At 45.3% G+C, this 13,980-nt stretch carries 11 protein-coding genes and 1 pseudogene; 4 read left to right on the forward strand and 8 right to left on the reverse strand.

Translation table 11 applies throughout. From position 1 onward, the window contains the following. Positions 1 to 135: 135 nt before the first annotated feature. The 4 genes from ACXADE_RS19085 to ACXADE_RS19100 form a co-directional block, all read right to left on the reverse strand. A complete protein-coding gene (locus ACXADE_RS19085) occupies positions 136 to 1,419 on the reverse strand; it encodes a protoglobin domain-containing protein (protein ID WP_474982003.1) in 1,284 nt (427 codons plus the stop codon). Positions 1,420 to 1,907: 488 nt separating this feature from the next. After that, the gene (locus ACXADE_RS19090) at positions 1,908 to 2,075 is read right to left on the reverse strand and encodes a hypothetical protein (RefSeq protein WP_474982004.1); all 168 of its coding nucleotides are present in this window, start codon (positions 2,073 to 2,075) and stop codon (positions 1,908 to 1,910) included. A gap of 62 nt (positions 2,076 to 2,137) precedes the next feature. Next, complete coding sequence (locus ACXADE_RS19095) at positions 2,138 to 3,034, reverse strand: Rossmann-fold NAD(P)-binding domain-containing protein (protein WP_474982005.1); 897 nt, start codon at positions 3,032 to 3,034, stop codon at positions 2,138 to 2,140. A 14-nt stretch (positions 3,035 to 3,048) separates the two neighbouring features. Next, a complete protein-coding gene (locus ACXADE_RS19100; RefSeq protein WP_474982006.1) occupies positions 3,049 to 3,552 on the reverse strand; it encodes an NAD(P)H-binding protein in 504 nt (167 codons plus the stop codon). 324 nt (positions 3,553 to 3,876) lie between these two features. Here ACXADE_RS19100 and ACXADE_RS19105 point away from each other — a divergent pair, with 324 nt between their 5' ends. The 3 genes from ACXADE_RS19105 to ACXADE_RS19115 all read left to right on the forward strand — a co-directional run bounded on the left by ACXADE_RS19105 (position 3,877) and on the right by ACXADE_RS19115 (position 8,201). Beyond that, positions 3,877 to 5,091: a dicarboxylate/amino acid:cation symporter gene (locus ACXADE_RS19105; protein WP_474982007.1), complete on the forward strand. Its 1,215-nt coding sequence runs from the start codon at positions 3,877 to 3,879 to the stop codon at positions 5,089 to 5,091. 165 nt (positions 5,092 to 5,256) lie between these two features. Further along, a complete protein-coding gene (locus ACXADE_RS19110; RefSeq protein WP_474982008.1) occupies positions 5,257 to 6,651 on the forward strand; it encodes a sodium/glutamate symporter in 1,395 nt (464 codons plus the stop codon). Between the two features lie 152 nt (positions 6,652 to 6,803). Continuing rightward, the gene (locus ACXADE_RS19115; protein WP_474982009.1) at positions 6,804 to 8,201 is read left to right on the forward strand and encodes a DHA2 family efflux MFS transporter permease subunit; all 1,398 of its coding nucleotides are present in this window, start codon (positions 6,804 to 6,806) and stop codon (positions 8,199 to 8,201) included. A 230-nt stretch (positions 8,202 to 8,431) separates the two neighbouring features. Here ACXADE_RS19115 and ACXADE_RS19120 read toward each other — a convergent pair whose 3' ends face one another. The 4 genes and pseudogenes from ACXADE_RS19120 to ACXADE_RS19135 form a co-directional block, all read right to left on the reverse strand. After that, on the reverse strand, positions 8,432 to 8,722 hold the full coding sequence (locus ACXADE_RS19120; protein ID WP_474982010.1) for a DUF202 domain-containing protein: 291 nt from the start codon (positions 8,720 to 8,722) through the stop codon (positions 8,432 to 8,434). A 152-nt stretch (positions 8,723 to 8,874) separates the two neighbouring features. Then, entirely contained in the window at positions 8,875 to 10,179 is a 1,305-nt protein-coding gene (locus ACXADE_RS19125) for a PucR family transcriptional regulator (protein ID WP_474982011.1), read from the reverse strand. Positions 10,180 to 10,378: 199 nt separating this feature from the next. Continuing rightward, on the reverse strand, positions 10,379 to 11,926 hold the full coding sequence (pruA, locus tag ACXADE_RS19130) for an L-glutamate gamma-semialdehyde dehydrogenase (RefSeq protein WP_474982012.1): 1,548 nt from the start codon (positions 11,924 to 11,926) through the stop codon (positions 10,379 to 10,381). 32 nt (positions 11,927 to 11,958) lie between these two features. Continuing rightward, a pseudogene (locus tag ACXADE_RS19135) lies at positions 11,959 to 12,875 on the reverse strand (proline dehydrogenase family protein). A gap of 332 nt (positions 12,876 to 13,207) precedes the next feature. Here ACXADE_RS19135 and ACXADE_RS19140 point away from each other — a divergent pair. Continuing rightward, positions 13,208 to 13,906, forward strand: a complete 699-nt coding sequence (locus tag ACXADE_RS19140; RefSeq protein ID WP_474982013.1) for a bacteriorhodopsin — start codon at positions 13,208 to 13,210, stop codon at positions 13,904 to 13,906. Positions 13,907 to 13,980 lie beyond the last annotated feature (74 nt).

Here is a 13,980-nt window from a genome sequence, read left to right on the forward strand (position 1 = left end):
CTCATTTTTTTAGTGAGGGCTTCTCCTTACTCCTTAAAGTTCAACCAACGGGTCCTATATGGTACACACGCAAGCTTCAATGATTTCCATACAACAGAGAACCAACCGGATCCAATCGTACTGACCCGCTACTTGTTAGTCCGTAAGCTCCGTCAACTGCTGGGAAGAAGCTGCAACTTTATAGACGGCCCCATTAATTTCCTCGATTACATGAGCGAACTGCTCCAGTTCCTCCTCAATTCCTGAATTGTACGATTTATTCTGCCCCATAGCCGTTACAATTTCCGTGAAGAACTGATTGATTTGCCCCATGCTGTCTGCTCCCTCTGAGATCATTGTGTTAATGTCTCCAACATTACTGGAAACATTGTGGATCTGGCCGCTTGTAGTAGAAATCAGTTCTGAAACTTCCGCCACCGAATTTTGAGTCTGCTCGGATAACTTTCGAACTTCATTCGCGACAACGGTGAATCCCGCCCCGTGCTCGCCGGCTCTTGCGGCTTCAATGGAAGCATTCAATGATAGGAGGTTCGTCTGTTCGGCGATGGAAGAAACAATCGTTACAATTTTACTGATTTCTTCCGCCACATGCTTCAAGTTTTCCATATCACCGGAGATCTCATTGATATTTTCCTGAATCTCGTTCATTTGTTTCTGCTGAATTTCCAAACGCTGCTTCCCTTCCATGGACTGCTGCTCAACCTGCTGAGCGACTTGAGACCCTTTTTTGGAATCATTGACAATCTTATCTGTCTGCTCCGTCAATTGTTCAGTCGATGCGCTCGCCTGCTGGGAAACCGCCGCTACTTCTTCGGACATTTGATCGACTCTGCGATAAGCTTCTTCCCTTCTCTCAATTTCCAACTGACGCCGTTCTTCTGCTTGGATTTGGAACATTTCCAGCACTAACTGCTGTTCAATGTTGAGAATCTTTGTTGTCGCCCGTGTCGCCATGCTTCTATGGTCTACGGGAAGTTCCTGTTCATAAATATCCATGAAGGAAAGTAGCAGCTCCTGGAATGCAGCAATGTACCATTTCGGCTCTAAACCAATCTTCAAGTGTACCGCCGCGATCCGCTTACGTTTTTCAATAAATTCAGGATTAATGACCCCTTTGAACATCTCCTGAATGTGAACGGACAAGGTTTGCTTCAAACGATCGACAGAACTGTGTTTTTCTATGATCTGCTGTAAGGAAGGTTCAATTTCTATATTTTTATAAAAACCTGCAACTAAGGTTGTGATTCGTTCACTTACTAATGGTTGCAGCGACTGGAGAACAGCCAGATCCTCTTCGGTCAAGTGCACCATTTGAAATTGTTTATGCAGATCGGAATGAGGTGGTAGATCAATCACTCCTGTGTATCCCTCCCCAAGTGGCCGTAAATCCTCTTTTTTCTTCGTCATGAATAAGCCCATCGTTATCCCCCTTATTAGATTCTCTCTTCTAGTTATATCGACTTAACTTAAGAAACAGTTAAGGTTGCGATCTCCAAAGGTTCTCCTCCACATATTTTTAAGCTCTATTAAAGGGTGATGATGGCAGGGTTTTCAAGGCTTGATTTGGATACTTTTGTGTTGGGGATAGGGGCTGCGGGTAATAGCTCGCTTTCCGCGGGAGCGCGGTGAGCCTCCCGTGGGAGAAAGGAGATCGGCGAGATCCCGCAGGGCGTAGCCCGAGGAAGCTCGGCACTCCCCTACAGGAAAGCGAGTGGCTTCCCAGCCACCCCTGACGCTCAACCAGGCAATGAATTCCTGGAACATTCCGAAATAGAGTCTTCAAGAAAAAGGAGCGTTGATTGAAGAAGAAGTTTCATGTAAAAAGAGGGCGTCAATAAAATGGGCTCCCGTTTTTTATGGTGGATGTAACAAAGATCCCCACAGGGAAGACCCTGTGGGGATTTTTGCTACGCGTCAGCGTTGTATCCTAAACGCTCACGGTCAATGTACTCATTCGGAACTTCTCCAAAATGAGTGCTGTGGTTTTTGAATTGAGCTTTTCGGCCATTCCGGTGCTCGCCATGGCTCTTTCTTTCCTTGAACTGGCGATCCGGCTTATTTTCCTTGTTGCCCATCCTAATCACCTCGTGTAAAACATGATGTCTTACAACGATATTTTGCTTCTGTTCCACCACTTTTATTCATGAACTTGAAAGGAAGGTTCATGTGTTCCCCACTTCTCTAAATGTCTACGGAACAATGCCATTACGATCAAATGTGCTTTCGCCTGCGTGTACTTGTACAAAAACCAAGGCAGCGAAGGCATGTAATCATGAATGGCGACAATCGCTTCCTCCTTGCCCGGAATTTTTCGAAACTCCAGCCTTCCTCTTACATTTTTTTGTTTATTGCTCAACTGTCCCCCGGAGATGTAATACAAGGCGCGGTCTTTCGTGCTTCTTTCTACAGAATAAGTGAATTCAAGCAATGGAGTCTCATTAAAAACAACACCAATTTGACAACAATGGGTATCATCGACCATCGTTTTCACCCATGGATTCAACACTTTCTCCAGCCACTTCACGTAGTACTTTCCCACCCAGTCTGCCGAGTGTCCTTGCGGAAGCGGAATACGCTGGACGGACCGGACATCATCCTGTACAGCAGGGAGCTTTGGTCTTGATGATTTTCCATCCTGTTGTTTCTCTTCTTCAAGCGCCCATTTCACCGCTTCCTGAAACGAAGTTTTCCCTTCACTAATACCTTCAACGGTCTGGTCTGGTTGGGTAACCATCGGATGGACAAGGCTCTCGATCAGCGGATATACCATTTCCTTTGGTGAACCTGTGACAAGACGCACCCATAACTTTGATAATTCTATCGTAAGAAAGGGCACCTGAACCATATAGGGGTCCCTCCCCATCACGTGCGCCACTTTTTTCATCATTTCCTCATAGGTCAATACATCCGGTCCGCCGACATCGATAGAATTTCCTTGTAAATGATCTGCTCCCACCGTATGATCCAGAGCCCCAATGACATCAGGCAATGCAATCGGTTGTGTTCTCGTCTTCGTCCATTGCGGAAGAATCATGAAAGGCAGTCGCTTTACCAATTTTTTAAGATAGGAAAAGAAGAACCTCTTGGACCGACAATCAGCCCTGCACGGATGGTGGAGACGGGAACCCCATAAGACCCGAGGATTTTTTCAACTTCCAAGCGGCTCTCTAAATGACGGGAAAGTTTTTTCTCGTTTTGCGGAATGATTCCGCTCAAATATACGATTTGTTTCACTCCGACTTTTTTTGCTGCCTGGGCAAAGTTATCTGCAAGAATGACGTCCATATCTTCAAAAGACCCCTGCGTCAACTTTGCAGAAGGCATCATCGAGTGAACGAGATACACGGCGATATCAGCACCCTTCAACCCTTTTTCAGCATCAGCCATCGAGTATAAGTCACACGATCGCCAAGTGACTTTTTCGCTGTCATCCTTATCATCTCCATTGCGGGACAAAGCGATAATATCTGATCTTTCTTTCAGCTTTCTCATCAGATTTTGTCCTATATATCCACTCGCTCCAGCCAGAGCGACTACGGGTCTCTGCTTCACACACTCACTTCCTTCTATGTTTTCTACTCTTGTACCCTACCCCCAGGTCCTTGTAACACTAATCCTTTGAACAATGGCCTTATGTATGGCAGGATGAAAAAGATTTAATTTCAAGAATTTCGTTTTACGAATATAAGTAAGTGGCCCGAGGGAAAATCAACGCTTCCATAAAAGTCGCATTTGAAAAATTTGAATGAAGTGCGTGTAAATGTAAAGCTTTACCGTTGACATTGTTAAGCACATGCCTTATCTTACCCTAGTAAACCTAAGTAAACCAATCAGCATTATTACGTTTATATATTTTGAAAAGAGGAGGGGTTCACCATGAAGAAGTTGTGGAGAATCTATACACAAACATCATTGATCAAAAAAATCACCGCAGCCTTGATCCTCGGTGTAACCGTCGGGTTTCTGTTCGGAGAGGACGCCGCTGTTTTAGCACCATTTGGTGATCTGCTGCTTCGCTTATTGAAGTTTATCATCGTACCATTGATCTTATTTACGTTGATCGTGGGTATAAACCAGACCGACATCCGTTCTTTGGGACGTAAAGGAGGGAAGGTCTTCCTTTATTACCTCGGAACTTCTGCACTGGCCATCCTTGTCGGTGTGACAGTCGCTTCATTGTTTAACCCTGGCACAGGAATGAGTCTTGGAAGTGAAACGGTCGAGGTTCCGGATAATCCAGGAGTCACAAGTGTTCTGTTAAACATTGTACCGGATAATATCCTTACCGCTTTTACCAGCATGAACCTGCTCGGAATCATATTTACTGCGATTGTCTTTGGGCTGGCTCTTTCTTATATGCGTTCCACTAACGCCTATCACAGTCTCGGCGGGCATTTGTTCAAAGTCATCAATGCCTTGAATGAAGCTACGTTGATTGTCATGAAGGGAATCCTTCAGTACGTACCGATCGGTATTTTCGCAATTATTGCCAAAGTAGTTGGTACTCAGGGTGCTGATACGCTTTTGGAACTAGGGAATTTTGTGATCGTTCTTTATGTAGGGCTGATTGTCCAACTCGCTCTGTATATTCTCTTCCTATTTCTAAGCAAACAAAAGCCGGGAGCCTTTTTTAAAGAAGCACGAACACCTATGCTGACAGCATTTGTTACACAAAGCAGTTCAGGTACACTTCCAGTCACGCTGAATGCTGCTAAGAACCTCGGCTTGAACAAAAGCCTCTATGGATTCAGCCTGCCCCTCGGGGCCACGATTAATATGGACGGTGCCGCCATCCGTATTGCTGTTTCTGCCGTATTTGCTGCGAATATCATCGGTGACCCTCTAAGCTTTGTGTCTATCCTTCAAATCGTACTGATCGGCACACTTGCTTCAGTAGGAACCGCCGGTGTTCCTGGCGCTGGTATTATCATGATTGCGACAGTCTTCTCACAAGTAGGTCTCCCAATGGAAGCCGTGGCACTCCTTGCATCGGTGGATGTCCTGATTGGTATGGGTGCTACTGCTTTAAACGTTACTGGTGACCTTGTCGGAACAAGTCTCATCAATAAATCTGAAAGAGATGAATCGTAACCCCTCCCCCGCCTTCACCGGCGGGGATTTTTTTATGCATGTTTAATTCCCCTCAAAAAATTTTTATCAAAAAGGAGTTTCAGTCAATTTAATTCAAGGGAAAAACGAGTAAATGTCAGAACAAAACCACCAGGAATCATCATCCTGAGAGAAAGAGGTGTACCCATGACTCCGAATGAAATAGGCTTCGCACTTCTATACATCGGTGTCTTTCTTTTGATCGGAAAAATCATCCGCGTCAAATCGACATTTTTACAAAATTTATTTTTACCATCTTCCATTATTGGGGGATTCATTGCTCTATTCCTTGGACCGCAAGTATTGGGCAGATTCATGCCGGAAGACAGCTTCTTAGCGAACGGAATCATGACGTCATCCATCATCGATGTGTGGGCTGCTCTTCCAGGGCTCATGATCAATGTCGTATTCGCTTCGCTTTTTCTAGGAGCTACGATCCCTAAGTTAAAGGACATTTGGTACTATGCAGGTCCACAGCTGGCCTTGGGATGGTCCGTCGGATGGGGACAATATGTAGTCGGTATCCTGATCGCCGTTCTCTTATTAGTTCCCTTCTTTGATCTGCCAGCCATGTCTGGGGCGCTCATTGAGGTCGCATTTGAAGGCGGGCACGGGACGGCTGCTGGAATGGCTAGCACTTTTGAAGAACTGGGATTCCCGGAAGCCTTCGACTTGGCCATCGGTCTTGCCACCATCGGTGTATTATCCGGGGTCATTTTTGGAATCATCCTCATCAACTGGGGCGTTCGCAATAAAAAGACAAAGGTCATTGAAAACGTGGATGACTTTTCAAACTTAAGAAAACGAGGAGTCATGGAGTATCAAAACCGTGAACCGGCCGGAAAGATGACGTTGCGTCCGGAATCCATCGAACCTTTATCTTTTCACTTGTCCATCGTATTTATCGCTATTCTTATCGGCTGGTTATTGCTGCAAGGCTTAATCGGTCTGGAGAGGATTACAATCGGCTCTGATTTTATGAGTTATATTCCTTTGTTCCCTGTAGCCATGATCGGAGGAATCATGCTGCAAATTTTCTTCAGCAAAAAAGACAAATACAACCTTGTTGACCGCAGGATGATCAACAGGATCCAGGGGCTCGGGCTCGACGTACTCATCCTTACAGCCATCGGAACCGTATCCCTGGACGTTATCGGCGAATATCTCGTTCCATTCCTTATTTTAGCGGCAGCGGGAATCGCTTGGAACTTGTTTGGATTCTTAGTGCTTGCGCCGAAGATGATTCCTCAATACTGGTTTGAACGTGGAATCGGTGATTTCGGACAATCGATGGGCGTTACAGCCACAGGTCTGCTCTTAATGAGAGTGGTCGATCCTGACAATGAATCTCCTGCATTTGAAGCTTTTGGGTATAAGCAGCTTTTCTATGAACCATTCCTGGGGGGCGGCTTAGTGACAGCCTTATCCGTACCGTTCATCGCTCAATTCGGACCGTGGCCGACTCTCATTGTCGCAGTCGCCATGACCGCAGTCGGTATTTTCTTTGGACTCTTCTATTTCGGAAAGAAGAAAACCGCATAAAAAAACACAGCGTCTGCACATGCAGGCGCTGCTTTTATTATTCGGCACCTAAATTTATTTTAAAAAATATAAGCAGTATACTGACCATACACCGTTTTATGTGGTATGATATTTTATTAGTTTCCTAAGTAATAACGAAAGAAGGTAATACTATGTCATCCCAAGAAATTAACCGTGTCCCTTTGATGATTGTGCTGATTTCCGGGGCTTTTGTCGCCATTTTGAATCAGACGCTGCTCGCTACAGCTCTGCCCCACATTATGGCTGATCTGAATTTGGATGCGAATACCGCCCAGTGGCTGCAGTCGATCTTTATGTTAGTGAATGGCATTATGATCCCGATCACTGCTTTTCTTATTGAACGCTTTTCTACACGTGGTTTGTTCATGACTGCAGTCGGGCTGTTCGCTTTCGGTACTCTTGTCTGTGGAATCGCTCCAAACTTTTCTGTCCTGTTGGCTGGAAGAGTGTTACAGGCCTCTGGTGCAGGAATTATCCTCCCTCTTATGCAGACGATCATGTTTCTCGTATTTCCTGTTGAGAAAAGGGGATCTGCAATGGGCATGTTCGGACTTGTCATTGCCTTTGCCCCAGCTATCGGACCGACTCTATCCGGATGGCTGGTGGAGCAGTTTCCATGGAGAAGCCTGTTCTTCGTCGTATTGCCGATCGCGGTTGCTGACTTAATCGTAGCCTACTTCATATTGAAAAATGTGACGAAACAGACGTTTCCGAAAGTGGATCCGATCTCCATCATCCTTTCCACCTTCGGTTTCGGAGGACTTCTATATGGATTCAGTGTGGCTGGAAGTGCCAGTTTCTTAAGTCAGGAAGTACTCCTGTCCCTCGGTGTCGGAGCAGTTACGTTAACACTATTCATCTACCGCCAAATGAAATTGGAAAAGCCGATTTTGGAGTTCCGTATATTTAAATACAAAGTATTTACACTGACCACTGCTCTTGGCATGATCGTCTTCATATCCATGATCGGAGGAGCGGTCATTTTACCGATCCTCATGCAGGATATGCTTGGGTTCACGGCATTTGAATCAGGACTCATGCTGCTGCCGGGGGCTTTGTTGATGGGCGTCATGAATCCGATCACGGGCCGGCTTTTCGATAAGTTCGGAGCACGCTGGCTTGCCATTATTGGGCTCGGACTACTCTCAGTCTCCACCTTTTTGTTTACGGTTCTGGATCCGTCTACGACATTTCTGTACTTGGCGCTCGTCAACTGTGTAAGGATGTTCGGAATTGCGATGGTCATGATGCCTGTGACAACGGCAGGGCTCAATCAGCTGCCCCAGCATCTCATGCCTCACGGAACGGCCATGAACAATACGATGCGCCAGGTTTCCGGAGCCGTCGGTACAGCCCTGCTCGTTTCTGTGATGACGAGCCAGACCATACCTTCTGAAGGAGTGACGGGGCTGATTCATGGAGTAAACGTCTCCTTTATTGTGGCTGGTATTTTCGCCATTACTGGTTTCATTATGGCTTTTTTCATTAAAAGATCACGCCCGGGCGAAGGCGAATTCAGTAACGCTTAAAAAAATTCACACAAGTAAAGCCTCGCTGTCCTACCAGCGAGGCTTTTATTATCGGGTGGGGTTTGGGTCCGGCATTGTTTCCGCTCTCTATTAACGGAAGGCGTTGGAAATAGTAACGCGCATTTTGCAAATCATCAATCATTCAAGGAAGACCACCAACTCCTGCCACCTCTTTGTTCATGAACGAGCGTTCTTTGCGGAAGTTGATGAACATAGCCTTTCCCTTAAAGTTATACAAAAAATAAATACATGGTCACTAAAACAAACAGCAAAAAGGCGACAGATGTCATATAAACAATGATCCGGTGGGAGGAAGCAAAGCGGTTTTCATTGATATTCTTCCGCGTATGATAATAATTCACGGTCGCTCCGATAATCGTCATGACGCCAAGGAATAAGGATGAAATACTGACAAGCACAGCCAGACTTCCCGCCAAAACTCCTGCCGTCGGAAGAGCTGATATATGGACGGTAGTCGCTAGAAAACCGATGCCGACTAAAGCGATACTCGTGCGTATCATGCTAAGTATGTTCGTTCATTCGCTAAGTGCTGCTGAATCAATTTTCTCTCATCGACCATCCAACATTCACCCCTTACCTCTTTATCTTACTGTTCCTAAAACTTATCCTACAGCCATCATGAAAAAGAGAAGGCCTTTTAAAGCGCCTTCCCCTATTTACTCAACGCCGATTTATAGCGTTCATAGTAGCTGTCTACATTATTCAATAACAGCAATTCTGTATACAGGTAAGCTTTCATATTAAAGTCAGCGAAATCTATGTTCGTAAGCTCCTGAATTTGTTTAATTCGATAATTCAACGTATTCGGGTGAATAAACAGCTCATTTGCTGTCTGCTTTCCTTTGCCATTGTTCGCCAGGTACGCTTCCAAAGTAAAGAGAAGGTCTGTCTGCTTCAACGTATCATTCTTAATCAAGGTCAGCAGGTCTTCACTATAGTAATCCTCTGAACTGTTTTTCTCATACAGGGCAGCTAAATATCTGTACAGGCCCAACTTAGAGAACTCCCGCGGCATTGTTTCAGGCCTGGGTCCTATAAAGTTAGCCGTCTCGATGACTTCAAGAGCTTCGAGAAAGCTTTTTCTCATGTAGTAAATTCTCGTGTATTCCTTTCCGACCCCGATGAGAAAATGATAAAATTCATCCTCACCGGTCTCTATTTTGACGACATCAATGAGGTCACGGGCGATGTCTCTTGAGGAAAAGCGGTCAGATTCCCTTCCTTCAATGAACAGGATCAATTGGAATTCGGTTTTCAAGTAGTACAGATGACGGTTCGTACGGAAGCGGTTGACTGTCGATTCCAAATCATCCAGCATCGACTTGTATTGTGGAGCCGTCACTGAAAAAACGACGATGGAAAAACGATCGGGAATTCTCAGTTTAGCGAGGGAAGCGTCGTGTCGGAACTGACTTTCACTGGCATATTCATGATGAAGAAGCTGCCAGAGAAGTTCTTCCTTCCGTCCTTCTTTGGCATTTTCTTTCATGAACTGATCGTAAATCAGCTTGCCGAGATGCCCGGTAATCTCCTGTAAAAACTCCATTTCTTCCATTTCCAGATGTTGATCCGCTTCCTGCACCCAGACGTATCCCATCGTATGACCAAGATGCTTGGCTGCAATGACGACGCGTTGTTGAAAACCAAGATCCTCCATAGGATGAACCCGTATAGGATCGGATTGTTTTTCCAGTCGAGTCACGATGCCTTCTTTTTTTAACCGATCAATAATAAAGATCGGACACTTCTTCGAAAGAATCGTCTTCTGCTGAGTCTGATCGAAATCATCAAAGGTCGAACTATATGCAATCAACTCAAAATTCTTATTCTCTATTATGACAGGCTTCTTTAATTTCGAACTGATCAGCTCTGTCGCTTTATGGATATCTTCTGCCTGAAGGATCAATTCTTTGACTTCCATAGGAATCCTGACCTTTCCGAGTAGGTTAAATGTCATGTATCGTTACCCTCCATTATATCGTTTGTAACTGGAAAGAAAAAGAAATATATCGAAAAGCCCCTGAAACAGACCCCGGCACTATTCGCAGGTGCATCAAACCTTTTTTCGTCTGACCACAACTGCTGGACCTATGGAATTCCGGGCAGAAACACGATGTAAAAAAGCTCCCCCAAGTATGGGAGAGCCTTAGGCTTCATTAAAACATTTCCGATATTGTTTTCGCCTGCATGTGCAGCGCCAGATAATCTGGTCCGCCGGCTTTGGAGTCAGTACCACTCATCTTAAATCCGCCGAATGGCTGATAACCAACGATGGCACCTGTACAGTTACGGTTGAAATACAAGTTACCGACATGGAAATCATATTTTGCTTTTTCCAGGTGGTCACGATTGTCAGAGATGACCGCACCTGTCAGCCCGTATTCGGTGTTGTTGGCAATGTCGATTGCCTCGTCAAAGTTTTTCGCTTTGGTGAAGCAGACGACCGGTCCGAAGATCTCTTCCTGCTGCATGCGGGAATCAGGGGCAAGGTCTGCGAATACAGTCGGTTCTATGAAGTACCCTTTTGAATCGTCCCCTTTACCACCGGTGACGAGACGACCTTCCTCTTTACCGATTTCGATATAGCTCATAATTTTATCGTAGGCTCCTTGATCGACAACAGGCCCCATGTAGACATTTTCTTCAGATGCGTTGCCGACCGTCAGCTGTTCCGCCCGTTGTTTTACTTTTTCCAATACTTCGTCATACACATCTTCGTGAACAACGGCGCGGGATCCAGAAGAACATTTCTGGCCGGAGAAACCGAAGGCAGACACGATGATCGCATCGACAGCCGTTTCGATATTCGCTTCTTTGTCCACGACGACGGTGTCTTTACCACCCATTTCAGCAATGACCTGCTTCAAGTGGGTTTGACCTTCTTGAATTTCCGCCGCTCGTTTGATGATGCGCGTTCCGATATCACGGGAACCTGTAAAGGAGATCAAGGCTGTTTTCGGATGATCAACAAGATAGTCACCCACTTCGCCGCCACTTCCTGGTACGAAGTTCAAGACGCCTTTCGGCAGACCTGCTTCTTCCAGTACTTCTACGAACTTGGCGGCAATGACCGGGCTGTTACTTGCAGGCTTCATCACGACCGTGCTTCCTGTGACAAGGGGAGCAACCGTTGTACCTGCCATAATGGCAAACGCAAGATTCCAAGGCGGGATAACAACGGCAACGCCTGTGGATGTATATACATAACGGTTTTGCTCACCAGGGCGGCTTTCTACCGGCTTTCCTTCTTTCAGCTCAATCATTTGGCGTCCGTAATATTCAAGGAAATCGATTGCTTCTGCTGTATCAGCATCCGCCTCTTTCCACGGCTTTCCTACTTCATACACAAGATAAGCGGAAAATTCATGCTTACGACGACGGATGATGTGAGCTGCACGGAACAATAACTCAGCGCGAGCACGCGGATCCCATTTTCTCCAGTCTTCAAAAGCAGTCGCTGCTGACTGGACGGCTTTTTCGGCAAGCTCTTCATTCGCTTTAGATACAGTCCCTACAACCTGCTTTGTATCAGCAGGGTTTGTGGATGTGATGGTATTGTCTGTACGAATGCGATCGCCATCAATGAGAAGATCATGATGCTGCCCTAATTCTTCTTTCACTTGCTTTAATGCTTCCTCAAAAGCTTTCTTGTTTTCTTCAATTGTAAAGTCTGTGAATGGTTCGTGTTTATAAGGCTGGACCATGATAAAATTCCCCTTTCTAATGTGTAGAAGTTTTATTTACTAAAAACACCTTTTAATGCAAAGGCGATGTTCGCTGGTCTCTCGGCGAGTCTTCGCATGAAGTACCCGTACCAGTCCTCACCATAAGGGAGATAGACTCTGACCTTGTATCCTTCTTTCAGAAGGTCTTTCTGCATTTGATTCCTCATCCCGTAAAGCATTTGGAATTCAAAGCGGTCGGTTGGAATGTTATGTTCTTTTGCTAATTTCTTCGTATACTCGACGATGGCATCATCATGACTGGCGATAGCTGTATAATTGCCATTCAATAAATTTTTCTTAATCAGATGCTTCAAATTATCATCGACGAGATTTTTTTCTGGAAAAGCAACTTTCCCTGATTCTTTGTACGCCCCTTTTACGAGACGCAGGTATGGCATGCATTCATTAAGGTTATCGAGGTCTTCATCTGATCGGTATAGATAAGACTGAACGACTGTGCCCAGATTCGGGTATTCTTGTTTCAACTCCTGATAGATCTCAAGAGTATCCCCGCATCTTGAGGAGTCTTCCATATCAATCGTCACCGTGATGTCGTATTTCCTCGCTTCTTTCAAGATGAGTGCCATGTTCTCCATAACCAGGTCACGGCTGATGTCCAGCCCAAGTGACGTTAATTTCAGAGACACTTCAGACTGCAGTTGGTTGCTTGCAATCTGCTGGATACAACGGATGCATCTCCCGCCCGGTCTCTGGACTCTTCTTCACAGTCTACAAACTCACCTAAGTGGTCGACGGTTACGACCAGACCCTCGTGGTTCAATTGCTGTATTAATGGAATTGCCTGGGAGAACGTCTCTCCCCCTACTATCTTGTCAGCCCCAAATTTACTGCCAAAGCGCTTCGCAAAGCGATCTAACAACTTATTGTTGGAAAGGTATAAGAAAAAATTCTTACTGATGGCTTCCAAGATCACCACACCCTTTCATCATTCTCTATTGTTTCACCAACCGGGTTCGCAAGGTGGAATGGAAGTTCTAATGTTTGAACTGTTAAGAAAATTGTAACGAATAGCGCTTACATTCGACAACGTGTACCAAACACAAAGATAAGCACAGAGTTTTATAGTTTAAACACAAAAGCGTCCCTCCCCCGTTTATACAAGACGTAGAGCGGGAACAAACCTTGCCATTGATTTTGGTATTATCTGTAAGACCTGGTACACCAAATATTGTTAATGTCTAACCTCTCTTTCTTTTGACTAGACTGATAGATGATCAAATAGAAGATAGAGGTGACCGAATGAGCGATTATATCGTTTCTCTACACTGGATTTATACGTTTGTCATGTTAGCGGGGGCTCTAACATTTTTGTACTTGAGCCGTAACCCCCGCGGTGTCCCGAAATATGAGTATGTTATTGCTACCATTATCCCTTTATGGTCAGGAGCTGCTTACTTATCGATCGCTTTAGGCCAGGGGATTCTCGATCAACCGGACAAACCCGTTTACTTTGCACGCTATTTAGACTGGGTTGTGACCACCCCCCTCCTTCTGCTCGCTCTTGCATTAACAGCGATGTACTATGAAAAGAAAAAGGACAAAGCTCTGATTGGTGCCTTGATCGCGTCGGATGTATTCATGATCCTGACCGGATTGATCGCTGACTTCTCTTCAGAAACACTTAAATACGTCTGGTACGTTCTCGGTCTGACCGCACTGGCAATCATTCTTTACATTGTTTGGTATCCGTTGCGAAAGATTGCCATTAAAGGTGGGGAGGAACTGAAAAAACATTATCAACGATCCGCTGCCTATTTGACGGTTTTCTGGGTCTGCTACCCAACCGCATGGTTCATTGGCCCTTCGGGTGTCGGATGGACCCAGCATGCTACAGAAATTACTGCCTTCATAGTCCTTCCGATCTTATCCAAGATCGGCTTCAGTCTCATTGATGTCGGAGGATTACGCCGCCTGAAACTTCCAGGGGTGGAAGGGTAACAGAGGAATGGGAATATATGTATGACCTGGTCTGCAAAAATTTTGAATTTCATTCCATAAAAAAACGAAAGCCT

This window comes from Halobacillus sp. ABR2_026 (assembly GCF_056158545.1).

What these genes read in the sequence shown, in the direction of transcription:
- ACXADE_RS19085 (WP_474982003.1), bottom strand. Translation starts at nt 1,419, where the DNA reads ATGGGCTTATTCATGACGAAGAAAAAAGAGGATTTACGGCCACTTGGG.
- ACXADE_RS19090 (WP_474982004.1), bottom strand. Translation starts at nt 2,075, where the DNA reads ATGGGCAACAAGGAAAATAAGCCGGATCGCCAGTTCAAGGAAAGAAAG.
- ACXADE_RS19095 (WP_474982005.1), bottom strand. Translation starts at nt 3,034, where the DNA reads ATGATTCTTCCGCAATGGACGAAGACGAGAACACAACCGATTGCATTG.
- ACXADE_RS19105 (WP_474982007.1), top strand. Translation starts at nt 3,877, where the DNA reads ATGAAGAAGTTGTGGAGAATCTATACACAAACATCATTGATCAAAAAA.
- ACXADE_RS19110 (WP_474982008.1), top strand. Translation starts at nt 5,257, where the DNA reads ATGACTCCGAATGAAATAGGCTTCGCACTTCTATACATCGGTGTCTTT.
- ACXADE_RS19115 (WP_474982009.1), top strand. Translation starts at nt 6,804, where the DNA reads ATGTCATCCCAAGAAATTAACCGTGTCCCTTTGATGATTGTGCTGATT.
- ACXADE_RS19120 (WP_474982010.1), bottom strand. Translation starts at nt 8,722, where the DNA reads ATGATACGCACGAGTATCGCTTTAGTCGGCATCGGTTTTCTAGCGACT.
- ACXADE_RS19125 (WP_474982011.1), bottom strand. Translation starts at nt 10,179, where the DNA reads ATGACATTTAACCTACTCGGAAAGGTCAGGATTCCTATGGAAGTCAAA.
- pruA (WP_474982012.1), bottom strand. Translation starts at nt 11,926, where the DNA reads ATGGTCCAGCCTTATAAACACGAACCATTCACAGACTTTACAATTGAA.
- ACXADE_RS19140 (WP_474982013.1), top strand. Translation starts at nt 13,208, where the DNA reads ATGAGCGATTATATCGTTTCTCTACACTGGATTTATACGTTTGTCATG.